This is a genomic window from Chitinophaga nivalis, from assembly GCF_025989125.1.
GTDB lineage: Bacteria > Bacteroidota > Bacteroidia > Chitinophagales > Chitinophagaceae > Chitinophaga > Chitinophaga nivalis.
The window spans coordinates 4,202,699-4,226,065 of the sequence record NZ_JAPDNR010000001.1 but is presented as its reverse complement, the minus strand read 5'-3'; the positions used below and the strand labels follow the sequence as shown (position 1 = coordinate 4,226,065).

Below are 23,367 nucleotides of genomic sequence, written 5' to 3'. Positions count from 1 at the left end.
TATCGGCAAAAAAGTAATCAATTTTAGCGTATGCATTTCGTATACGGTATGTTAAATTCGTGCTATCAACATTAGATAGCAAATGTTACTGTGCAGATATGAGACGCTTCTTTTTGCTGTAGAGCACAAACTGTAATTAACCGGCCACTCGAACCAGATCGGCAAAATAACTATGAAATTTCCATGCCCTGCAGGCGCCCATCATCAATAAAATACCATTATCACCCAGCAACCAAAAACATTCACATGAAGTAAAATGACACAACACACCTTTGGGCAACCACCCAGGTATCTGTTTATTGGATACAGTCTGTAGCCCTGTCACAACTAGTCTCTTCGTTTCATGGCTGATAGTACCTGTTACTATCAGTACCACGTTTACATTCATCACGCAAAAAAACCTTATGTCACATTTATCTAAAAAGATAATAGGGGGATTGCTATGCCTGTTGGCTGGCAGTCAGCTCCCCGCACAAAACAAACCTGCCGGAGCCCTACCGGACCACTGCGGTAGCTCCCGCGCCATGAAAACTTTATACCAGCAACATCCGGCTGCCCAGAAAACGGCTGCCCGGCTGGAAGCCTTCACCAAACAGTTTGCCACCCGGCTGCAGCAGCCTAAAACAGCCCAGGATGCGGTTCCCAATACGTATGTCATTCCCGTGGTATTCCACGTGAACGATGCGGCGAATCCCTACAAAGTAACCCTGGAGCAAGTCCGCTCCGCTATTGACATTCTAAATCAGGATTACAACCTGCTGAATGGCGACCGGACGCTGCTGGATCCGCGCTTTGCCGGGCTGGCCGCCAATCTGCGTATTACTTTCCGGCTGGCGGAGATAGATCCGCAAGGTAACCCCACCAGTGGGATTACCTATCACCTGAATGACTTCGACGGCCGTTCACCAGACGGTTATGGTACCGACGTAAAAAGTGTTTCTTACTGGCCCGGTGAAAAATACCTGAACATCTGGATTGTGAGTGAAGTAGAGGAAAAAGGCGTATACAATAATTCCGGCTGGTCTTTCCTGCCGGACGACTGGGTGGCCAATAACCACCTCGATGGTATCGTTTATAACTGGCGCTACCTGGGTGCACCTGGCGTTGGCTCTTCTCAAAACGGCGAGCCCAATATGAAACGGGTACTCACCCACGAAATAGGACACTTCCTGAATCTGTCGCATACCTTTGAAGGTGGTTGTGTTGCGCCGGGTGATTATGTAGATGATACCCCTCCTACACAATCCAACTACGGTAACTGTAATGTAAATGCCAACTGGTGCGGCAGTATTGCCAATGTAGAAAACTATATGGATTATTCTGCCTGCGCCCGGATGTTTACCACCGGCCAGAAAAACCGTATGTGGGCAGCTTTAAACAGCCATGTGGCACAACGCAGCAACCTATGGTCTGCTGCCAACCTGGCCGCTACTCTGCTCCCTGACAACAGCAAAAGAATTGTGCCCGGATTCAGTGTGTTTATGGAAGATGAAATCAACAACGGCAGTATCACGGTAACGGATACACTAAGAGCGTTTGGTGGCGCCAGATTTGCCGTTAGCAACGGCAACCTCATTGCTGGTACCCACTATACCATACAAAATATACCGGCAGGACTCACAGCAGCCATCCGCATCCTCAATGACACCACTGCTGCCTTCACCCTCTCCGGTCAGGCTTTACAACACGACACGATCAACAATACCGACAACCTGAAACTGACCTTTCTGAATCCTGCTATCCAGGGTGGTACCAGCAACCTGCTGGCATCCGTATTTACCCTGGGCGTTCGCTTCCTCAAACCTTACAAAATCATCTATAACAATATACCGGACATTGTAATCAATCCTTCCAATATATGGAAGTATTTCACTTTAGACGGATTGAACGTAGAGTATGGCGCGTGGCTGAATAATGGCAAGCTACGGTTCGAAACCTACGAGAAAGCTGCCGTATGTGAAGGCACTTCCCGGAATATTTCTCCGCTGGCAGCTGGTACCATTATTGGTGCATCTTCCAACTTCGTAAATGGTGGCGCTCATCCGAACCAACATGACATTTACAGCAGTACCTATACACAATGGGCTGGTAAAACCGCCTTTATCGGGATTAAATTTGACCTCAATGGCAAACCCCGGTACGGCTGGATGAGGGTAACAGTAGCCGCGGACGGCAGTGGTTATACGTTGAAAGATTACGCCTGGAGCGAAGCACCGAATGGCAATATCATCGCAGGAGATCCCGGCACGCCCACACTTTCCTGGTCCCGTACCGGATTCCGCGAAAACCAGTTGAATGATGGCCAACTCACAGATACAGCAGAAGTAAGCCCGCTGGGTACCACTTTTGCTATCAGCTCCGGCAATCTCGTACCCAACACACATTACACAGTGAGTAACCTGCCGGCAGGTATCAGCCTGCAACTGAAAGCAGTGAACAATACTACAGTGAGTGTGGCTTTCAGTGGTAAAGCCAGCAGCCATACTGCTGCCAACAATACCACGGCTACCATTCATCTGTTGCCTGCCTTATTTACCGGCGGTCAGACTGCAGTCAATGCTACCCAGCCGCTCAGTATCAGGTTCCGCAATCCTTACCAGATAGAATACGTAGATGTAAACGACACCCTCCACACCGCCAACGCTACCAATACCTGGTATAAATTCTGGATAAACAACCTGGAAGATGCGCCCTTCGGCGTATGGTACAATGGAGGACAACTCCAGTTCGAAACCTATACCCAGCCTATGGTGTGCGCATCTGACAAGAATATATCCCTGCTGGCGCCTAATACCATGATCAGTGATACTTCCCATCTGGTAGCCGGTGGCGCCTACCCGAATGAACATGCGCTGTATACCTCCAGCTACACTACCTGGAAAGGTAAAACAGGTTATGCCGGGTTCTCCTTTTTCACAGAAGGCGACAGACTTTATGGATGGTTCAGGTTCAAAGTAAATGATAACGGTACCGGCTATACGCTAATGGATTACGCCTACAACAGCAAACCAGGCGATAGTATCAGAGCCGGACAGACCAGCACGCCAACAGATACCGCTGTAACGCCGCAGGAGTATTGCCCTGCCAGCACTGCGCTCAACTACAACAGTATTACCCGCGTACGGCTGGGTAACCTGGATAACAACTCCCTCTGGGATGGTTACCGCAACTTCACCAACCTGTCTGCCAACCTCACAACCGGACAGTCATATCAACTGACCATTAACCTGGGCATAGAATACTGGCCAGACATCTCTGTAGCTGCCTGGATAGACTGGAACGGTGATAAAGTACTGAATGATACCACGGAAAAAATATATGTAAAACGTGGCACCGGGCCATTTACCCAAACCATCACAGTACCGGCCAATGCCAAAACAGGCAATACCCTGCTGCGTGTAAGAATGGGCTATGGCTCCAATGTAAAACCATGTGGCGTAGATAATTATCAGGGTGAAGTGGAAGACTATACCGTAAAAATCAGCAGCAGTAGCAGCAGCACGCTTACACTCCTGCCACATGAAACCACCGGCCAGACCGGTTTAACGGCTACCAGTCCTTTCACCAACCAGATTTATTTACAATACGCCGCAGTCGCCAACGGGCCGGTACTGATCCGCCTGTACGACCTGCGCGGCAGCCTGATCAAACAACAGCCACAAACTGTTCAAAAAGGCGCCAATGTATTATCCCTGCAACACCTGTCGGATTTACTGCCAGGCTTGTACATCATTGATGTACAACAAGGAAACAAACATGTGACCACTAAGGTGATTAAATAAATACGCTCCGTTTTAATAATTGCACAAACGCATGATACAGCTGTATCATGCGTTTGTGTTTTATGAAATACCTAATTCTTTCCTTTCCTGTTTTTTATTCCCTTATTTTTTTTATATTTATAAGCGCTAGTTTGCTAACCGTTAGTTCCAATGTCAACATACACTGTAGACGAACCCAATGCCCAATCAAACATTTATTCATCTCAAAAAAACCAAAAAAGAATAACCATACAACAATCAAACAAACCCAGATAACCCAGGCTACATCGGCCCACCACTGTATTTCCCCACCTAACAACACGATCATCGGTTGTTATCTATCCGGTTATATAGTATGCTGATGCACCGAAAGCACCAGAACAATCGTAATTCCAGACCCAGGTAATTAAAGGAGAATTCATTAGCAGCAATAACGTATTGCACTTTGTGTAACAGCTGTACGCGAATAACATTCGTCGTACACACTTATGCAAAATGTAATACCGGACTTGTATTGCTATATACCCTCCTGATCTCTTTTTTTATTTCTCAACCAAAATCTGTTTCACCATGAAAAAAAAGTTATGCTTATTTGTCATGCTTATGGCAATGGTCAGTCTGGCGCTTGCCCAGCAGCGGCAACTCACCGGAAAAGTAACGGGCGACAACAACTCCCCCCTTCCCTTTGCCACCGTGCAGGTAAAAGGTACTACCTCAGGAACGACTACCGACCAGGAAGGTCATTTTAAATTATCGCTGCCCGCAGGCGGTAGCGTCCTGGTAGTCCGAAGTGTAGGCTATCTTTCGCGGGAAGTACCCATCGGTACCAGCGGCAACCTCACCATCTCTCTCACCATTGATGATAAAAACCTGCAGGAAGTAGTGGTGACGGCACTCAACGTAAAGCGGGAAAAAAAATCACTGGGTTACTCCGTGCAGGAAATAAAAGGCGCCGAACTCAATCAGACGAAAGATGCCAACTTCGTTAATTCACTCAGCGGAAAAATAGCAGGGATACAGGTCACCGGTACTTCCGGCAACATGGGTGGTTCTGCCAGAATCACCGTACGTGGTATCAACTCTATTTATGGTAACAACAATCCGCTTTTTGTGGTGGATGGTGTACCCATGGATAACAGCAATTTTACTGGTAAGGACGACGAAAGCGGTCTTACCCAGGAACGCGGCCGCGGAGGCTACGACTATGGTAATGCCATTCAGGATATCAACCCCAGTGATATCGAATCCCTGTCTGTACTGAAAGGCGCCGCCGCATCTGCCTTATATGGTACCCGCGGTTCCAACGGCGTTATTGTTATTACCACCAAGAAGTCGAAAGCAGGCGCCAGTAAAGGCTTAGGTGTTACCTATAACTTCGGGGCACAGATAGAAAAAGTATATATCATGCCCAGATACCAGAATAAATACGGAGGCGGTTATGATTTCGATACCCTCTATCTGCGTGAACATCCGGAAGCATTTAAAGATGGGAAAGCCACCTATGACGATAACGATGGCAAAGGCCCCTATGACCTGGTTCCCAACACCGAACCGGATGTATCCTGGGGACCAAAGTTCGACGGCAAACCCGTACGGCATTGGTGGTCATGGGATGCCGATAAACAAAATCCCGATTTTGGCGTAACAGCCCCCTGGGAAGCACATCCCAACAACAACCGCAGCTTCTTTGAAACCGGTCTTACGCTCACCAACAACATCGCGGTTTCCGGCGCCAATGAAAAAGGCGCTTTCCGGCTTGCCTATACCAATATGGATCAGAAATTCGTATTGCCCAATTCCAGCATCAAACGGAATACCATCAGCTTCAACGGCAGCTACCAGATAGCACCCCGGCTGGAAGCCTTTATCAACGCCAACTACACCGGTACGCAGGCAAAGGGCAGACCCGGCACCGGCTATCATGGCAGAAATATTATGCAAACCTTTTCAGAATACGGCCACCGCGACTGGGATATGGAGAAACTGAAAGACTACTATTATCCTTTCGATGGCTCTCAAAAAACCTGGAACCGGGCCGCCTGGAATGATCCTTCTCCCAAATACTCCGACAACCCTTACTGGACCCGGTATAAAAACTTTCAAACCGATCGCCGGGATCGCGTATATGGAAGCGCCGGCATCAATTTCAAAATTACGGAACAGCTGACCGTCTCCGGTAAATTCATGACCGATTTTTATACCGACAGCCGCCAGGAACGCGTAGCCATCGGATCGCAGGGCATTCCGTCCTATAGTGAGGCCACCCGTTTTGTCAGGGAGAACAACTACGAAGGCCGTATCAACTATAACAATACTTTCGGGAAAGACTTCTCCCTGTCTGCTTTTGCTGGTATCAACCGCCGGGAAAATACCATCCGGCTGAATGGCGGAGAAAGTAAAGACGGACTGAATATAGATGGCTGGTACAACCTTGCCAACTCCCGGCAACCAGCCAAAGTATATAACCGCGAAGAACGGCTGCGGGAAAATGGCGTATTTGCCAGCGCATCCCTCGGCTACCGCGGCTTTGCCTACTTAGATGCAACCGGCAGGAATGAGTGGTCCAGCACTTTACCTGCAGCCCACAACTCCTACTTCTTCCCCTCTGTTTCCGGCTCCCTGATATTTTCAGAACTGGGTAAACTGAAAAGCTCTTCCTGGCTGTCTTTCGGTAAATTAAGACTGGGCTGGGCACAGGTAGGTAAAGGTACGGTACCTTACAGCACCCTGCTGGCCTATTATGCAGAAGAAAACTTCGGCCCTACCGGCAATATAACGGTGCCGGATAAACTGAATAATGAAAATATCAGACCCGAAATTACCACGGAGGTAGAAGCCGGACTGGAACTGCGTTTCTTCCAGAACCGCTTAGGTATCGAAGTAAGTGCCTATGATAAAAAGTCCAGAGACCAGATCATTCCATTAACCATCTCTGCTTCTTCCGGTTACAAAACCGCCGTTATCAATGCAGGCCTGATCCGGAATAAAGGTATTGAAATAGCAATAACTGGTTCGCCTATACGTAGTAATAGCGGATTCAACTGGGACCTTGCCTTTAACATCGCGCGCAATCGTAACAAGATTGAAAAGCTGTATGAAGATGCCGCCAAAGGTATCCGGGTAACCAACCTGTTGCTGGCCGATGCCCCCTTTGCCGTATCGGTAAATGCCCGTGAAGGAGAAGCCTATGGCTCCGTGGTAGGTTATGCCATCAAACGGGATGCACAGGGACGTAAACTGGTAGGCGCCGATGGGATGTATATCCGTGCCGATAAACAATCTGTATTGGGTAATGCTTTACCGGATTACACCGGTGGATTGGCCAGTACCCTGAGCTATAAAGGGTTTTCGCTGGGACTTAATTTCGACTTCCAGATAGGCGGTAAATACTTCTCCACCACTACCATGTTTGGCCGTTCTTCCGGCTTGTTTGAAGAAACCGCCGAAGGAGATATCCGTGAAACGGGTGTGGTAGCAGAGGGTTATACCGAAGATGGTAAAGTAAACACCAAACAGATATCTGCCTATGATCATTTCAATAACAATAATGGCTATGTGATACAGGAACTGGATATGTGGGATGCCAGCTATTTATATCTGAAAGAAATCAACCTGGGATATACCTTCCAGAAATCCTTCGTGGAAAGAATAAGGCTGCAGCAACTGCGGTTATCATTTTCCGCCAGAAACGTATGGCTGATCTATACGGAGAATCCGCACCTGGACCCTACCAACCTGGCCATTTCCGCCGGTAACGTGCAGGGTATAGAAGCGGCGGTACTCCCTTCTGTACGTTCTTTTGGTGTTAACCTCTCTGTTTCCTTCTAAAAAAATTGGCTATGAAAATATATGCATATTACCTGCTGTTGTGCAGTTTATTACTGGCAACCAGCTGTACCAAAAAATTTGATGAAATCAACGCGGATCCCAACAGTCCCAAGATAACCGATCCCGGCTTCCTGCTGGTATCTGCCGAAAAGAAAGGCATGGATAATCTTTGGAATGAATACAACAACGGCCGCGGCGGCCTCCACTATGCCCAGTATTGGTCGGCTACTACCTACTCCAATGAAAGCCGCTACCAGATCCGGGAAATACAGAACAGTAACTACTGGAATGTTTTGTATGCCGGCACCCTGAAAGACCTGAATGAAATCATCAAAATCAATCGGGAGAAAAATTTTGATCATTCACAGAATCAGATTGCCATTGCTGAAATCCTGAAAGTATGGGCCTTTCAGATCCTCACGGACACCTATGAAGATGTACCGTATAAGCTCGCCATGGGTGGACTGGACCGGCCAAACAGCCCTTACGACAAATCCATCGATATCTATACCGATCTGCTGAAAGTACTGGGGGAACAGGTTACTAAACTGGCGCCTACCAAAAAGTCTTTCCCGGCGCAGACAGATATTATTTACAATGGGGATGTCAATAAATGGCGCCTGTTTGCCAATTCACTGCGACTGCGTGTAGCCATGCGGGTGAGTGATGTACCCGCCCTCAAAACGCAGGTAGAGAAAGCCATCCGGGATGCCGTAGCAGATGGCGTGTTTACCTCCAATGCCGACAATGCCATTTTCCGGTATATAGAAGCACCCCCAAACAATAACGTACTGAATGAATCCTATAAATCCCGTATTGATTTCTGCATGAGTAAAACCATGGTAGACTTTATGCTGGAAATAAACGACCCACGGTTACCTGTATATGCCGCTCCTGCCAAAAACAGCGGCGAGTATATCGGTAAACCTTATGGCCTGAACCAGAAGAACGGGGAAAAAATTCCGCTGGAAGATGTATCGCAACCCGGTAGCGCTGTATTAAAAGCCACCGCACCCGGCGTATACATGGATTATGCGGAAGTGGAATTCATTCTGGCAGAAGCCGTGGCCAGAGGTATCCTGCCGGGATCTGCAGAAGAACACTATAAAAAAGGTATCCGGGCTTCGCTGGAAGACCGGGGCATTACCGGCAGTGCGGTAGACCAGTATCTGACCAGGGTACCCTACAATGGCGGCCAGTGGAAAGATGTTATTGGCACCCAGAAATGGCTGGCCTTGTACATGCAGGGCATGCAGGGCTGGTTTGAACGGTTGCGCCTCGATTTCAAAAAGCCCAGCGGGCAGCCTTTGTTTATAGCGCCGGTAGATGGATCATTGGACCGTGATGTAACGGTAGTGCCTACACGCATGACATATCCGGTAGAAGAACAACAGCTGAACAAAGCGAACTATGACCAGGCACTGCAATCGATCGGAGGCCGCGACAGTAAAGCTGGCAGGCACTTCTGGGACCTTCGCTGATATTCTTTTCAAGACCGGAGGCCTGGTATTGTACTGATGTGAACAGGTATTGTATCGAAAACGAACAAAATAAAGGAATCGCCTATACGCATATCCTTCATTATCAGCCCCGCTAAAATCTGGCATTTTCTTGGTGCCCTTGCTACCGGCAGCCTTTTACAGGCTGCCGGTATTGTTATATATCAACCAGCTGCAGACCTATGTTAAAAAGCTATTTTATCATTGCCTGGCGGCGTCTTGTAAAAGACCGGCAGTTTACCGCCATCAACTTAATGGGCTTGTCTACCGGGCTGGCTTGTACGCTGCTGATATACCTGTGGGTATATGATGAATACCGGATGGACCGGTTCCATGAAAATGACCGGCGCCTGTACCAGGTGATGGAAAACCAACCTACCGGAGAGGGTATCGTGACATCGCAGGAAACACCCGCCATGCTGGCGGAAACGCTGCCAGCCATTTTTCCGGAAGTAGCCTATGCCGCTGTTAGTACGCCTCCTTTCTGGTTTCCGCAGGTAGCCCTCACAGCCGGGAACAGCCTGGTGAAATCTCCGGGGGTATTTGCCGGCAAGGATTATTTTAACATCTTCTCCTATCCGCTGATCGCCGGTCATAAAAATCAGGTATTGGCCGATAAGCATAGCATTGTGATTTCTGAAAAGCTGGCGCTCAGTTTATTTCATACAACTGTTAACGTTACCGGTAAAACCATCGGCTGGCAGATAGATCAGTTTAAAAAATACAGTGTCGTGAGCGGGGTATTTAAAGATATGCCTGGTAATGCCTCTGTTCAACTGGATTTTGTCATGTCTTTTGAGGCATTCCGGGAGCTGATGAACATCAGCCACAACATCACACCCGGTGGGCCTTTCTATACTTATCTGGTGCTGGGCGATCAGGTATCCGTACCGGCTTTCAATGAGAAGCTGCGGAGCTATATGTCGTCGCTGGCCAAGGGGCCTGCCCGGCAAATGTTCCTGCAGCGTTATGCCGACAACTACCTGTATGGCAAGTACGTACAAGGCGTGCAAACCGGCGGAAGGATTGTATATGTGCGGTTGTTTGTGCTGATAGCCTTGTTTATTATCCTTATTGCGGGTATCAATTTCATGAACCTGCATACCGCCCGGGCTACCACCCGCATGAAAGAAACAGGCGTACGCAAAGCAGTGGGCGCGGGCAGATGGACACTGGCCCTGCAATACCTGTGTGAATCGTTTTTACTGTCGTTCCTTGCTTTGGTCATTGCTTTACTGTTGATTGTATTGCTGATGCCCGCCTTCAATCATATTACCGGCAAACAGTTGTCGCTGCAGCCAGCGGCCACACCCATGCTGGGGATGCTGGCCATCACCGTACTAACGGGTCTTATCAGCGGCAGTTATCCGGCCTGGTATCTCTCCGGCCTGCGTACTACGGCGGTATTGAAAGGCCGGTTACCCAATGCTATCAGTGCTTTATGGACCCGGAAAGGGCTGGTGATATTTCAGTTTACCTTGTCGGTGACCTTTGTAGTGGCCGTATGGGTAGTATACCGGCAGATGGATTATATACAACACAAATCGCCGGGTTACAACAAAAATCAGGTCATCAGTTTTGCCGCAGAAGGCACCATACCGGCCAACCTGGATGGCTTCCTCGCAGCCATTAAAAAGATACCCGGGGTCGTGCAGGCTTCCAGCATCGCCGGTAATGTGCAGGGCGCTCCTTCTGTGGGTATTCCCTGGCAATATAACGGGCACGCTGCTACGATTCAGTTCCGGCCGTTTCTGGTGAATCACGACCTGATTCCAACGCTGGGGATACAAATGGCCGCGGGCAGGCCGTTTTCCGGGGATTTCCGGACGGATACCACCAAGATTATTTTCAACGAAGCGGCTATTCAGGCATTGGGTATATCCGACCCCGTGGGCAAAATCATTTCGTGGGCAGGTGTGAACCGGGAAATTATCGGCGTAACAAAAGATTTTCATTTTGAATCTTTGTATGAAACTATCAAGCCCTGTTTTTTTCAGCTGGATGCCCGTACCGGCACCATACTGGTAAAACTCACTGCCGGCATGGAACCTGCGGTGATAGCGCGGCTGGAAGCTTTTTACAAAACGTATAATCCAGGTTTCGCCTTTAGCTATACCTTCCTGGATACTGCGTATCAGGCGCAGTATATCGCTGAAAGACGGATGGCGCAGCTGTCTGGTTACTTTGCCGGGCTGGCCGTAATTATTTCTTTGCTGGGTTTACTGGGCCTTACCGCCTATACTGCAGAAAGACGGCGCCGGGAAGTGGGCATCCGGAAAGTACTGGGGGCTTCTGTGATGCAGGTAGTGGTACTGTTATCTTCCGACTTTTTAAAGGCAGTAGGTCTTTCCATCCTGCTGGCCCTGCCGCTGGCCTGGTGGCTGATGTCGCGATGGTTGCAGGCATTTGCCTATCATATGCCGATGCAGGCAGATGTATTTATATGCACGGGTATGGCGATGACTGCCTTGGCATTGCTGACTATCAGTGTGCAAACGTTGCAGGCGGCACTGGCCAATCCGGTGAAAAGCCTGGATAGTGAATAGCGGTAAAAAATATCTCGCGGGCATATTCTTCCCCCGCATTTGCGGGGGGGAATATGCCCGCGAGATAAAGCAGGTATAATGTTTTAGTTCGCCAACCGGCTGTTGACAAACCCCAGTAACATCTCGGCGGTATATTCCGTACAGGGCGGACGGCTTTGGATATCTTTTTTTTCGGTGTCACTCAGCTGGCTCAGTAACGTCAGTTCTTTTACTGCACCGGTATCTTTCATCAGCAGACAATTAACCAGCGGCGCATTGCCCCACCATAACTGCGCGTCCCAGGGACCGGTATAAGTAATGAGTACAGGCGCCTGTTCGCGGGGCATGCCATTTCTCACCCGGTTATTATAAATACCCGATGCACAGTGTACCAGGCCGGTACAAGGGCCCATGATGAGTTTCACATAATCTGATCCCAGCAAACAGATTCCTTCCCGCAAGGACTGGCCTCTTGAAAAGATTATTTTTTTCATCTGCCGTTCACTCAGCCACTCGCGGTAAAAATGTTCTTTACCTACCTTCTTTTCATCGAAGATCAGCACCTTCACATTGTCTTTCCGCAACAGCTTTTTCAGCACGTCAAAATACACATCTATCCGCAGTAGTTTCTCTCTGCTGGAGGAAGAATCCAGTATCACAAACAGTTGTTCTTCTGCCGTCAGCTGTTGTTCCCGCAGCCAGTTGTTGGCCCATTCTTTTTCTTCGGCTGTGATATAGAACTCCGGCGGCCGCTCCAGGAGCAGTTGCCCGAAATCATATATTTCCTGGTACACCGGGAAGATGATATGGAACGCTTTACGGTCGATCAGCATATTCCGGGTAAAGGAAAATACGGCCAGGTTAAAAGCGCCGGACTCCACGAGGTTGCCGCATCTGTTGGCCATTGTCCGGAGCAGGATATCTTCATCATAGGTGACGCAAATCATGATATCATATTCCTCAAATGCCACCTCATCCAGTTCTGCATGAAACATATTGCTGACATTCGGATTATGCTGAAAAAACACCTGGTACAAATCCTTGTATTTTTTGTTCACAGCATTGACATCAATCACGACATCCTCTCCAAAAAAAAGTTTACAGATCCGGAATTTATCAAACATCAAACAGGTATCTCCAATAAAAAAATCTATTTCCTCGTACCATATCAATACTTTTTTTACCTGCTCTTTCTTTATGTGCTGGTTGTTCTCCAATATCCGGTCCAGCGTGCGCTGATACATGTTGTTTTCTCTAAAATTGGTCATATACTAAAGCTGATTTGTGCATGGCTAACATCTGTCAATACAGTCTTCGCTTCAGGGCATTCGGTTCATAAGCGGGTTATTCCGTTGTTCGCTGTATTTCTCAAGAAAAGATAAACAATATTCGGCAGGTTTTCTATACCGCCCCAAAAAGGGGACCCGGTAAACCGGCTCCCCGTTCTATATTTTATACTGTATCAATAACTATATCAGGCGACTGCCAATTCTTTCAATTTTTCTTTTCTGCCAAAAAATCTTTCATGCAGGGCCTGGAATACAACAAACAATACCGGGATAACAAATACCCCCAATACTACACCCGTCAGCATACCACCTACCGTACCCGTAGCAATAGACCGGTTGCCCTGCTCGGAAGCTCCCTGCGCAAACAACAACGGCAATAATCCTGCAATGAAGGCGAAGGAAGTCATGAGAATAGGCCGCAGGCGCAACGCAGCCGCTGCTGTTGCAGCCGCTATCAATGATTGACCTGACCGGCGGCGTTGCACGGCAAACTCCACAATCAGGATCGCATTCTTCGCCAGCAACCCTATCAACATAATTAATCCTATCTGCACATAAATATTGTTGGTAATACCCATCATCCGGATAAAGGCAAATACGCCGAAAATACCGGCAGGCAGCGATAAGATAACCGCCAGCGGCAGTACATAACTTTCATATTGCGCAGCCAGCAGGAAATACACAAACACAATACATAATCCGAAGATGAATACCATCTGTGTGCCTGCCGCCGCTTCTTCACGCGCCATACCGATGTATTCGTGCGAATACCCGATGGGCAAGGCTTCAGCGGTTTCATTCACGGCCCGCATGGCATCGCCGGTAGAAAAGCCTTTCGCGGCCTGTACACTAATAGTAACCGCGTTGGCCTGGTTCAGGTGATTCACCACCTCTGGTCCGAATACCCGTTCCAGGTGCGCCACGGATTTCAACGGCACCATTTCACCATAGGCATTTTTCACGTGTACATTATCCAGGCTACGCTCATCGGTGCGATAAGGCGCATCTGCTTGTACTACCACCCGGTAATACTTGCCAAACCGGTTAAAATCAGAGGCGTACATACTGCCATAAAAGGCTTGCATGGTGCTGAGGATATCACTCACTTCCATCCCCAGCTGCCGGGCTTTTGTTTCATCCACTTCCAGCTGATATTGCGGGAAACGGGCATTAAAGGAGGTAAAGGCGCCGCCAATTTCCTTTCGTTGCTGCAGTGCTGCGATGAACTTATCTGCCTGATCTGCCAGCTTCTCAATGGAACCACCGGTATTATCCTGCAATGCCACATCCAGTCCGTCTACCGCGCCAAAACCTTGTACTGTGGGCATATTGAAAGTAAAGGCATTCCCTTCGGATATCTGGTTGAAAATGCGGCCTACGGAATCCACCACGGCATCAATATCAGCCACCGGGCCTCGCTCCTTTTTAGGTTTCAGTACAATATAGATAGAAGCAAAAGAAGGCGAAGTACTGGCAGCCATCAGGTTCTCTCCCAACACAATGGCATTGAATTTTACGGCGTCCATTTTCCGGATTTTCTCATCTGCTTTCGCCAGCAATCGCCGCGTACGTTCCAGCCCTGCTCCTGGTGGCAGGCTCACGGTGCTAATCAGGTTACTCTGGTCTTCTGCAGGAATAAATGCCTTCGGCGCCGTATAGGCCAGTATAAAACCGGCGGCTGTTACCACGGCCAGGCCACCAAACGCCCACCATTTACGCTTCACCAGAAAACGAATCGCCTGTATATAACGGCCGGTTAATGCCTCAAAGGCCACATTGAACAAACCGAAAAACCGGCGCCATCCCTTTTCATTACCCGCATGCGTTTCTTTCAGGAACAATACACACAACGCCGGACTCAGTGTTAGCGCATTAAAGGCCGATAACACAATGGCAATGGCCAGGGTAAAAGCAAACTGGCGATAGAATACGCCCACCGGGCCATCCATCAGGCCTACCGGTAAAAATACCGCCGCCATCACCAGGGTAATCGAAAAGATCGCACCGGTAATTTCACTCATCGCTCCCACCGTAGCTTTGCGGGCGCCTTCTTTCTTACCCAGCCGGGTATGCACGGCTTCTACCACTACAATGGCATCATCCACCACAATACCAATGGCCAGAATCAAGGCAAACAGGGTAAGCAGGTTGATCGTAAAGCCAAAGAGTTTCATAAAGAAAAAAGTACCTACAATCGATACCGGTACAGCAATCGCCGGAATCAGCGTAGAGCGGAAATCCTGCAGGAAGATAAACACCACCAGAAATACCAGTACAAACGCCTCTATCAGCGTATGTTTTACCTGATCAATGGATTCATCGAGGAATTTTTTAGTACTGAAACTCACGTCGTAGGTAATGCCTGCCGGGAATTTCTTTTTTTCCTTTTCCATCAACGCGAGTATCTCCGTTTGGATATCGTTGGCATTGGAGCCGGGCGTCTGGTAAATGATGATGGCCGCATCTGGTTTGCCTTCAATGGTGATGGCATCTGCATATGCGTGATCCAGAGAGCCCAGTTCCACCCGGGCCACATCTTTCAGCCGCAATATGCGCCCACTGGTATCTGCGCGCACCACGATGTTTTCGTAATCAGGTTCTTTATTCAGTTTGCCTTTATACTTGATGGCATACTCATAGGCCACATCGCTGCCTTCTCCCAAACGGCCGGGCGCTGCTTCCAGGTTCTGGTTGTTAATGGCGTTGATCACTTCCTGGGGCGTCATGCGGTAAGCCGCCAGCTGGCCAGGATTGAGCCAGATACGCATCGCATAGTCCTTGCTGCCGTACAGGCCTGCTTTACCCACCCCTTTGATTCTTTGAATTTTAGGAATGATATTGATCAGCGCATAGTTGCTGACAAATTCACCATCGTACCGGTGATCTTTTGCGTGCAGCTCTACAGACATCAACATACCATTTTGTTGTTTGGCGGTAATGATCCCTGTTTGCACGACTTCTTTCGGCAATTGATTCACTGCCTGTGCCACGCGGTTCTGCACATTTACCGCAGCCTGATCAGGATTGGTACCCAGTGCGAAAAAAATGGAGATCGCCAGGGAACCATCGTTGGAAGAAGCGGAAGACATATAGGTCATGTTTTCTACCCCGTTAATGGCCTGCTCCAGTGGGGTAGCCACGGCGCGGGCAACGGTTTCCGCATTGGCGCCCGGATAACGGGCAGATACGACTACTGATGGCGGCGCGATGTCCGGAAAAGTTTCTATGGGTAATCTTTTCAGGGCCAGTACCCCCAGTATAAATATGATAACTGATATTACCGTAGCCGTTACGGGCCGGTCAATTATTTTTTTGAACATAGTAATTTTATTAAAACGTAAACAGTTGGCCGGTCTGTTTACTGACTGAGGGCACAAATGTCTTTTTAATCAGGGGCGCAGACAATAAGGGAATAAAGATTCCCGCAGTGATAAATTTCACCCTATATAACCATCGCTGATTTCAAACATTAACTGTTTGTGGGATCCCTTATCTTTGTTTTCCAAAATACAGGCATATGTACGTAAAAAAAATTCCGGAACAGTTAGACTATGGCGTAAATATGACGATGAAAGTATTAGGAGGCAAATGGAAACCATGTATACTGGACTGCATCCATTCCGCCATCCGGCGGCCCAGTGAAATACACCGTCACATTCCGGAAGCACCGAGGCGGGTTATCAACCAACAGCTGAAGGAACTGGAAGAATGTAGCGTCGTATATAAAACTGTTTACCATGAACTCCCGCTGCGCGTGGAATACCACCTGACCGAACGGGGTAAATTACTGATACCGGTCATCCGGATGATGGATCAGTGGGGCAACGAGCACCTGGAACAAGAAGGTGTTCACTGTTCCCCTATAGATACGGTAGCCATCACTCAGGAAGAAAATCTTTCCTGAATGCATAAAAAAACCGGCATCAACATGCCGGTTTTTTTATGCACCATCACTGCTATCCTCAACGTTTCAACCCCGTTTCCCGCTCATATAAAGCCGGCAGGAAAATACCCAGGTTACTCATCTCTTCATGACAATGTTTTTGCAAACCATAGCCAATTTCATCCGGATATACGGCTACCCGTGTATCGTAATCATTGGCCAGGTCGATGTCTTCAAAACAACCTAACCAGAAACGGCTTCTCATCTCACATCCATACGGTGTATCTCTGACGAAATGCACCATTTTCGCAGTCCAGCCTTTTTTGCCGGCTTCCCCCAGGCGGGCATGTATGGCTGTGCTCACCCCACTCGCTGCAAACCGGCTGGTATCCAGTAATTCCGCTGGGTCCAGGAAATTGATTTTCAGTTTATGGATGGTATCACCGCCCAGTTTTTCGTAAGCAATATGGGTACCGCCGATGTATTTTCCGGTGCCCCGCTCTCCTATCCAGTCACTGAACACATGGTCTTCTTCGTGCCACCATTTGTATTGTTCTGTGTGCTGTACATAGCTGAACCACCAGTCAATCATCTTCCCGGTTACCTGCATAATACTGCTGCGGGCAGCTACCAGCAAAATGCCGTTATCGAGTCTTTTATACCCTGCTTCAAAAGGCAGGTAACCTGGTTCCAGCAGCTGATTTGCTTCTTCTGGTTTCATACATTTATTTTTAGTTAGATAATAAAATCATTTTTGTGAGAGATACCGGCGCTGGTTCAGGAGCAACAACAACGTAACTCCGGTACCGGCAATGGCCGCAGCGAGAAAAGCCATCCGGCTGCTACCGGTGAACAGTTCCATAAAAGAAGACAGGAACTGTCCGCCGAAAATGGCCATAGAATAATATCCCAGGTTGCGGCCACGGTTGGCGGCGGTGCTTTCCTCTACCATCAGATGATTCAGTAAAGGCACCGTAAACCCGAAGCCACCACCCAGACAAATAGCTGCCAGGGCCAGTCCGGGCAGGTTGGAGGCATGGTACAGGAGCAGGTGCCCCAATGCCAGCAGTCCGAATCCTGTTATCAGTGTATACGTTGCCGTTAGCCGCTTTACCATCCCCGTCAACAGCCCGGCCGCCAGCACTGCTATCAGGGAAACCGCGCCCATATAGTATCCTGTCTGCGACGCCGTATACCCGAAGTCCTTGAACAGGAAAGCCGGTATGCCTACGATGGCGGTAAAGAAAAGTCCCATGGCGATGACGGCGCCCGCCACAATCAGGCGTACGGGTTTGGTCATACTACGGGATGCCGGCGTGGGTACGTCTCCGATAGCTGCCGTTGCCCGGACTGCCGGCACCGTACACAAAAAGAGCAGCAGACAACACCATGCAAACAGGTAGATCATAAAAGGCAAGCGCCAGTCTGTTTCCCCCAGCGCGCCGCCCAGCAAGAGGAACAACACCCCACCCAGTTCTATCGCCATCCCTTGTATGGCCAGCATCCGGAGGCGTGCCTGCCCCTGAAAAAATATCGCCAGCAACGCTGTCCCCGACGCCATCACCGCCGCTGTAGCCCCTCCCAGCAACAACCGGTTCGCCAGTATCAACCCCGGCGTGTGCAAAAAGACAGGGGCTACTCCTAAAAGTCCATAGGCTGCCAGCCCCCATTTCATCACGGTATGCGGCCCCTTACGGTCGATCCACCAGCCGGCCAGCGGGGCACATAATACCACGCCCAGTGAAGGCAGGGTAATCAGCCAGGTAGCCAGGGTAGTTACATGTAACCGGGGTGCTATAATGTTGAGAGAAGGGGCAATAGCAGTACCCACCATAATCGTCAGACAGCTGGTTAACAGAATAGCCAGGCTGCCTGCTTTTGATAGTTCAGACATGAGCAATCTTTAATAATAAAAAAGAATCCGTTTTACCAGGGCAGTGGCGCCTTGTCCCCGGTTTTGTTCTCCGCGTAGTAAAGGGAAGGTATAAAGCGGGAGAGGTAAGTAAATTCGCTGTAACAATGTACCATCAGGCCCAGGCCCAGTTCATCCGGTATTTCCCTGATGGGATCTTTTGCACTGGCGCCCAGGTAAAAGCGGCTTCTCAGCACGCAACCAGTGGCCGTATCGCGGAATACATGCACCATGTAACCATCCAGCGGATCACCCTTGGCATCGATCTTCACGTGATCGCCGAAACCAATCCGGGCATATACCACAGCGCCGGCTTCGTTATTTGTATAGGCAGCATCCAGCTGTTGCGGATCAAACAATTCCGCCGGATCATGGAATTTTATGGTGGCTGCTACCGGTGGAATATCTCCCAGCGCTTCTGTAGCATGGATGGTAGCCCCCACATAACTTTCTCCTTTTTTCCAGTGTTCATCCCAGCCGCTATGCGTTACATGATCGTGCGGATGCCACCATTTGATATGTTGGGTCGTTTCAAAAAATTTAAACCACCAATCTGCCATCCGGCTTTTACATCCGGGCATCTCCGTTCTTACAGATACCAGGAGCATACCATTGGACAGCCGTTGGATACCCGTTTCAATGGGGAGTGGTTTACGGGATAACAAAGCGTTGATATCAGTAAACAGGTGTGCGTGGGGATTCTCCGCTGTTTTCATATTTGACCTCCGTTTTAAATGTTGATTAAGCATAATTACCCGTCAAAGGTAACCGGAGAAGGAGGTCTGAAAACTTGATCGTAGTTAAGATTTTAGTCTACTTACGGTAACGGCTTTTGCGCAGGATACGGCTATAGGCTTCAGCCGTAATACCCAGGAACTGCGCCATGTATTTATAGGGTACCTCCTTCACTACATCGGGGTAATGCTCCCGCATAAAAAGCACCATTTCTTCTTTTGTAGACAATAGTTTGATATCTGTCATCCAGATATCTTCCGCCATAATTCCGAGTACATTGCTGCGCAGCAATAATCCCAGGCTACGGCCATGATAATAATAATGCAGAAACTTATCAGCCGGTATACGCACAATGGTACAAGGCGTAACACTCATGATCTGAAACCGCGATACGGCCTGGTTTACCAGGCTATCGAAGTTGGTACATAAACCCGGGGACGTAAAAAAGCGACCGATAACCGTTTTGTCATTCATCGTAAAAGCGGAGGCCAGTATGCCCTCTGCTACAAACAATACATCTGCCGCCCGGGTATTTCTTTTGAGGATGATTTCATTTTTTTTGCAGACTACCACTTCCGCAATTTGCAGCAACTCCGCCCATTCTTCTTCTTCCAGTATCGCGCCGGCGCCGAAAATCTTTTTCAGCGCCACTTCAATAGGGGTATAATCCTGTGCCATAACCTACCATTAGTGGGTAAAGCCCAAATATAAAGGGATACCGGTTATGGCACGGAAAAAATCTTTTATAGCTGTAACTGCTGCCGCCGTTCCATCCTGAAAAAGCGCAACGTCAGCAACAGGGAAGATACCGACAACCCGATGATGAATCCCAACCAGATACCAATAGGTCCCATGTGCAGGTGAAAGGATAAATAATACCCGCAGGGCAGTCCCATCACCCAATAAGCTACGGCGATAGAGCCGGTAGGTACATACACATCCTTGATGCCCCGCAACAATCCGGCGGCATTGGCCTGTATGGCATCCGGCACCTGCATGATGGCCGCAAACAGAATGAGAGTACTGGACAGTGATATTACCTGTGCCGTATTATTGAAGGCCAGTGGCAGGATATTTCTCGACAATAAAAAAACAGCCACACAAATCAACCCAAATACCAGCGCGATCTGTAACGTACCTTTTCCTATGATAAACACCCGGCGCCAGTCTGCGGCGCCATAGGCATTGCTGGTTCTGATAGAGCCGGCGCCGGCCAGGCCCATCGAAAAGATAAAGGTAAAAGACATACAACTCATCGCAATCTGGTGAGCAGCCAGCGATACTGCGCCCATGGTACCTACCAGGATGGCGGAAACCGCAAATGCGCCAGACTCCATCGTTACCTGCAAACTGGTAGGAATGCCGATATACAACAGCTCCCGCATCGTTTTACCGCTGACCTTCCATTGCGAGCGCCATACGGCCATGTAACGGCGATAAAAAGGCGCAAACAGGATCACCAGCACCATAGCGGCACATACCACCACCCGGGTGATCAGCGTGCCCCAGGCAGCCCCCTGCAGGCCCAGACGGGGGAAGCCCAGGTTACCATATATGAGTAACCAGTTAATGATGACATTCAGGGGCAAAGCCGCCACAGAAATCAACATCGCGGTACGGGTACGTTCCAGCCCATCGGTAAATTGCTGCAGGGCAATAAACAACAACATCGGAATGATCGACACACACATCACCCGCATAAACGGTACCGCCAGTGCGGCCACGGTTTCATCCTGGCCAAGGTGAAACAGGATGCCATTGCTCAGTTCCATTCCCACGGCAATGATGGTCGCAGTAATCAGACAAAGTACAATACCATTGAAGAAATAATGGGATACCAGCCAGCCGTCCCGGCGGCCGTTGGCCATGGAAACGGTTTGCGCCACAGCCATGGCTATACCTATACCCAATACCAGCGGGATATTCAGCACATTAAACACCAGGGAGGCCGCAGCCAGGTGTTTGTATCCTAATCCTCCTACCATGGCCATATCTATGATATGTAATACCACCTGGGAGAGTTCCCCGATAATCAACGGGATGGCCAGTCTGAGCGTCTTTTGTATTTCCATTTTATCTGTAATAAAGGTGATATATTCTATCAGCTGTTGTTATGCATACCCGATGCAGGTTAACCGTATATAGCTGATAACAGTGGCAGGCTAACCTTCGGCGGCTACCACCAGCAAAGGTCCTGGTTGTTGTATTGCCTGGGGGTAAAAACATACCGAAGCGACTATAAACACTACTGAACCGGATCAGCAGTTATGTCCGGTTTTTTTTTCTGACAGGCTACAGCAGGAAGATTATTTCCGTTTTCAAATCAGGTTAACCAGGGTATGTTGTAATGGGGTCACTGCCGGACCAATCATTTTTCAGCAGAGCCGGATGTCCGCCTGCTTTTATGGTCATCAACCGCGCCGCGAAACTATTCCTTTCTGCCGTAACCCGACAGCAGTTACCCAACGGAGGATATTTACACGCCCCCTTTCCGGGAAAATAAACCCGTCCTGTAGCTTATATCCTGCCTGCTACCCGGAATTTTATTTTATATTTATGACCAGCCGATCACTTATCTTGTGTTGTCCTACCCTACCTGTATTGCATCCGTCACATAAAAACTTCATGCATATGAGTCAACAAGCCCCTTCTTCACACTTTGCCCAGGCAGCCATGCTAATCCGGAAGCCGGTATCCAGGGTTTTTGAGGCCTTTATTGATCCTGCTGTTACGACCAGGTTCTGGTTTACCAAAAGCAGCGGCAAACTGGTGGAAGGCCAGCAAATAGAATGGATCTGGGAAATGTATAATCATACCATTCCGGTTTTCGTGAAGACGATTGTACCGGATAAAACCATTCTGATCAGCTGGGGCGACAATGGCGAAACAGTGGAATGGACTTTTACCCCGCTCTCCGACCAGTCTACTTTCGTCGATATTGTGAATGCCGGTATCCAGGGCGATACAGACAAGGTCATTGCCCAGGTACGTGATTCTACGGAAGGTTTCACCCTGGTACTGGCCGGATTAAAAGCCTATCTGGAACATCACCTGGAGCTGAACCTGGTAGCAGATCGTTTTCCCAAAGGGCTGGATAAGTAATTTTTTTCCGGTCAGATAGCGCCGGTATCAGCTACATCGGCGCTGCCCCCCTATCTGGCGGTGCGCATGACCATAAATTATTATTGCCATCCTGCTGAAAATTGTAATTTCGCGCCGCTATACAACTGTTTAACAGGTCCGGCGGTTGGTATACAACCGCTATTTCCTGATTGTTTATGAAACTGCTCAACAGGGCTGTATTATTGGTTACAGCCGCGATGTTTATCTCACCAATACGGCTATACGCCACCATTGCCATGGTATTCATACCCTGGATCGGCCTTATACTGGCCTGCAGCAGCAAAGGACGTATTACCATCGATGTACAGCGGAGACGGCCTACTGTACTGCTGGCAATAGGCATACCTGCCATGGCGATGCTCTTCTTACCTAAAACCGGCTATCTCTATCACCTGGCGTACTTCTGGCTACCTTTTACCGGTATCATCCTGTGTATGGCGTTCGCGTTAGCATTTATTGCCTTCAAAGGCGGTATCGACCGGCGGCGGAACGAGGTAAAGTTTATCATAGGCGTGTATGCGGTACTGTTGCCACTGTATGCCACCAACGCGGTGTTGCAATGCAATGCCCGCTTCGACAGGAGTCAGCCCATTTATTATACCACCACTGTGCTGCAGAAATCCCAGGCATCCGGTAAAGCATCCGGTCACTATTTTACCTTGTCGCCCTGGCTTCCCACCATTACTGAGGAAACCATCGATGTATCTGCCAGTATGTATCAGCAAACCGCTGAAAACAGCCAACTCCGGGTTTGCCACCGGGCCGGCTGGCTGGGTATTCCGTGGTATACCGTGCAACCCTGACTATGAACG

General features: G+C 49.0%; 14 protein-coding genes. 7 read left to right on the top strand and 7 right to left on the bottom strand.

The features are described 5' to 3' along the window. The first annotated feature begins 404 nt into the window (after window positions 1–404). From OL444_RS16750 to OL444_RS16735, 4 genes are all read left to right on the top strand, one after another. Window positions 405–3,782, top strand: a complete 3,378-nt coding sequence (locus OL444_RS16750) for a M43 family zinc metalloprotease (RefSeq protein WP_264731367.1) — start codon at window positions 405–407, stop codon at window positions 3,780–3,782. Between the two features lie 549 nt (window positions 3,783–4,331). Beyond that, window positions 4,332–7,589 carry a SusC/RagA family TonB-linked outer membrane protein gene (locus tag OL444_RS16745; protein WP_264731368.1) on the top strand — a complete coding sequence of 1,086 codons (3,258 nt, stop codon included), beginning with the start codon at window positions 4,332–4,334 and terminating at the stop codon, window positions 7,587–7,589. An 11-nt stretch (window positions 7,590–7,600) separates the two neighbouring features. Further along, complete coding sequence (locus tag OL444_RS16740) at window positions 7,601–9,070, top strand: SusD/RagB family nutrient-binding outer membrane lipoprotein (protein WP_264731370.1); 1,470 nt, start codon at window positions 7,601–7,603, stop codon at window positions 9,068–9,070. 200 nt (window positions 9,071–9,270) lie between these two features. After that, a complete protein-coding gene (locus OL444_RS16735) occupies window positions 9,271–11,634 on the top strand; it encodes an ABC transporter permease (RefSeq protein WP_264731372.1) in 2,364 nt (787 codons plus the stop codon). A gap of 83 nt (window positions 11,635–11,717) precedes the next feature. Here OL444_RS16735 and OL444_RS16730 read toward each other — a convergent pair whose 3' ends face one another. Both OL444_RS16730 and OL444_RS16725 read right to left on the bottom strand, forming a co-directional pair. Further along, the gene (locus tag OL444_RS16730) at window positions 11,718–12,881 is read right to left on the bottom strand and encodes a hypothetical protein (RefSeq protein ID WP_264731373.1); all 1,164 of its coding nucleotides are present in this window, start codon (window positions 12,879–12,881) and stop codon (window positions 11,718–11,720) included. A gap of 206 nt (window positions 12,882–13,087) precedes the next feature. Beyond that, window positions 13,088–16,222 (bottom strand): efflux RND transporter permease subunit, encoded by a 3,135-nt coding sequence (locus OL444_RS16725; protein ID WP_264731375.1) that lies wholly within the window; start codon window positions 16,220–16,222, stop codon window positions 13,088–13,090. 197 nt (window positions 16,223–16,419) lie between these two features. On the opposite strand from OL444_RS16725, the gene OL444_RS16720 reads away from it, so the two are divergent. After that, window positions 16,420–16,806, top strand: a complete 387-nt coding sequence (locus OL444_RS16720; RefSeq protein WP_264731376.1) for a winged helix-turn-helix transcriptional regulator — start codon at window positions 16,420–16,422, stop codon at window positions 16,804–16,806. A gap of 58 nt (window positions 16,807–16,864) precedes the next feature. On the opposite strand, the gene OL444_RS16715 is transcribed toward OL444_RS16720, so the two are convergent. The 5 genes from OL444_RS16715 to OL444_RS16695 form a co-directional block, all read right to left on the bottom strand. Beyond that, window positions 16,865–17,506, bottom strand: a complete 642-nt coding sequence (locus tag OL444_RS16715; protein WP_264731377.1) for a DAPG hydrolase family protein — start codon at window positions 17,504–17,506, stop codon at window positions 16,865–16,867. Between the two features lie 27 nt (window positions 17,507–17,533). Next, window positions 17,534–18,679 (bottom strand): MFS transporter, encoded by a 1,146-nt coding sequence (locus OL444_RS16710; protein ID WP_264731378.1) that lies wholly within the window; start codon window positions 18,677–18,679, stop codon window positions 17,534–17,536. A 32-nt stretch (window positions 18,680–18,711) separates the two neighbouring features. Continuing rightward, complete coding sequence (locus OL444_RS16705) at window positions 18,712–19,413, bottom strand: DAPG hydrolase family protein (protein WP_264731379.1); 702 nt, start codon at window positions 19,411–19,413, stop codon at window positions 18,712–18,714. Between the two features lie 97 nt (window positions 19,414–19,510). Further along, window positions 19,511–20,110 (bottom strand): Crp/Fnr family transcriptional regulator, encoded by a 600-nt coding sequence (locus OL444_RS16700; protein ID WP_264731380.1) that lies wholly within the window; start codon window positions 20,108–20,110, stop codon window positions 19,511–19,513. A 65-nt stretch (window positions 20,111–20,175) separates the two neighbouring features. Then, window positions 20,176–21,504, bottom strand: coding sequence for an MATE family efflux transporter (locus OL444_RS16695; protein ID WP_264731382.1), 1,329 nt, complete (start codon window positions 21,502–21,504; stop codon window positions 20,176–20,178). 559 nt (window positions 21,505–22,063) lie between these two features. Here OL444_RS16695 and OL444_RS16690 point away from each other — a divergent pair. After that, entirely contained in the window at window positions 22,064–22,534 is a 471-nt protein-coding gene (locus tag OL444_RS16690; RefSeq protein WP_264731383.1) for an SRPBCC family protein, read from the top strand. A gap of 176 nt (window positions 22,535–22,710) precedes the next feature. After that, entirely contained in the window at window positions 22,711–23,358 is a 648-nt protein-coding gene (locus OL444_RS16685) for a hypothetical protein (RefSeq protein WP_264731384.1), read from the top strand. The last annotated feature ends 9 nt before the right edge of the window (window positions 23,359–23,367 follow it).

Coding starts and splice junctions, on each gene's coding strand:
- OL444_RS16750 (WP_264731367.1), top strand. CDS start 405: ATGTCACATTTATCTAAAAAGATAATAGGGGGATTGCTATGCCTGTTG.
- OL444_RS16745 (WP_264731368.1), top strand. CDS start 4,332: ATGAAAAAAAAGTTATGCTTATTTGTCATGCTTATGGCAATGGTCAGT.
- OL444_RS16740 (WP_264731370.1), top strand. CDS start 7,601: ATGAAAATATATGCATATTACCTGCTGTTGTGCAGTTTATTACTGGCA.
- OL444_RS16735 (WP_264731372.1), top strand. CDS start 9,271: ATGTTAAAAAGCTATTTTATCATTGCCTGGCGGCGTCTTGTAAAAGAC.
- OL444_RS16730 (WP_264731373.1), bottom strand. CDS start 12,881: ATGACCAATTTTAGAGAAAACAACATGTATCAGCGCACGCTGGACCGG.
- OL444_RS16725 (WP_264731375.1), bottom strand. CDS start 16,222: ATGTTCAAAAAAATAATTGACCGGCCCGTAACGGCTACGGTAATATCA.
- OL444_RS16720 (WP_264731376.1), top strand. CDS start 16,420: ATGTACGTAAAAAAAATTCCGGAACAGTTAGACTATGGCGTAAATATG.
- OL444_RS16715 (WP_264731377.1), bottom strand. CDS start 17,506: ATGAAACCAGAAGAAGCAAATCAGCTGCTGGAACCAGGTTACCTGCCT.
- OL444_RS16710 (WP_264731378.1), bottom strand. CDS start 18,679: ATGTCTGAACTATCAAAAGCAGGCAGCCTGGCTATTCTGTTAACCAGC.
- OL444_RS16705 (WP_264731379.1), bottom strand. CDS start 19,413: ATGAAAACAGCGGAGAATCCCCACGCACACCTGTTTACTGATATCAAC.
- OL444_RS16700 (WP_264731380.1), bottom strand. CDS start 20,110: ATGGCACAGGATTATACCCCTATTGAAGTGGCGCTGAAAAAGATTTTC.
- OL444_RS16695 (WP_264731382.1), bottom strand. CDS start 21,504: ATGGAAATACAAAAGACGCTCAGACTGGCCATCCCGTTGATTATCGGG.
- OL444_RS16690 (WP_264731383.1), top strand. CDS start 22,064: ATGAGTCAACAAGCCCCTTCTTCACACTTTGCCCAGGCAGCCATGCTA.
- OL444_RS16685 (WP_264731384.1), top strand. CDS start 22,711: ATGAAACTGCTCAACAGGGCTGTATTATTGGTTACAGCCGCGATGTTT.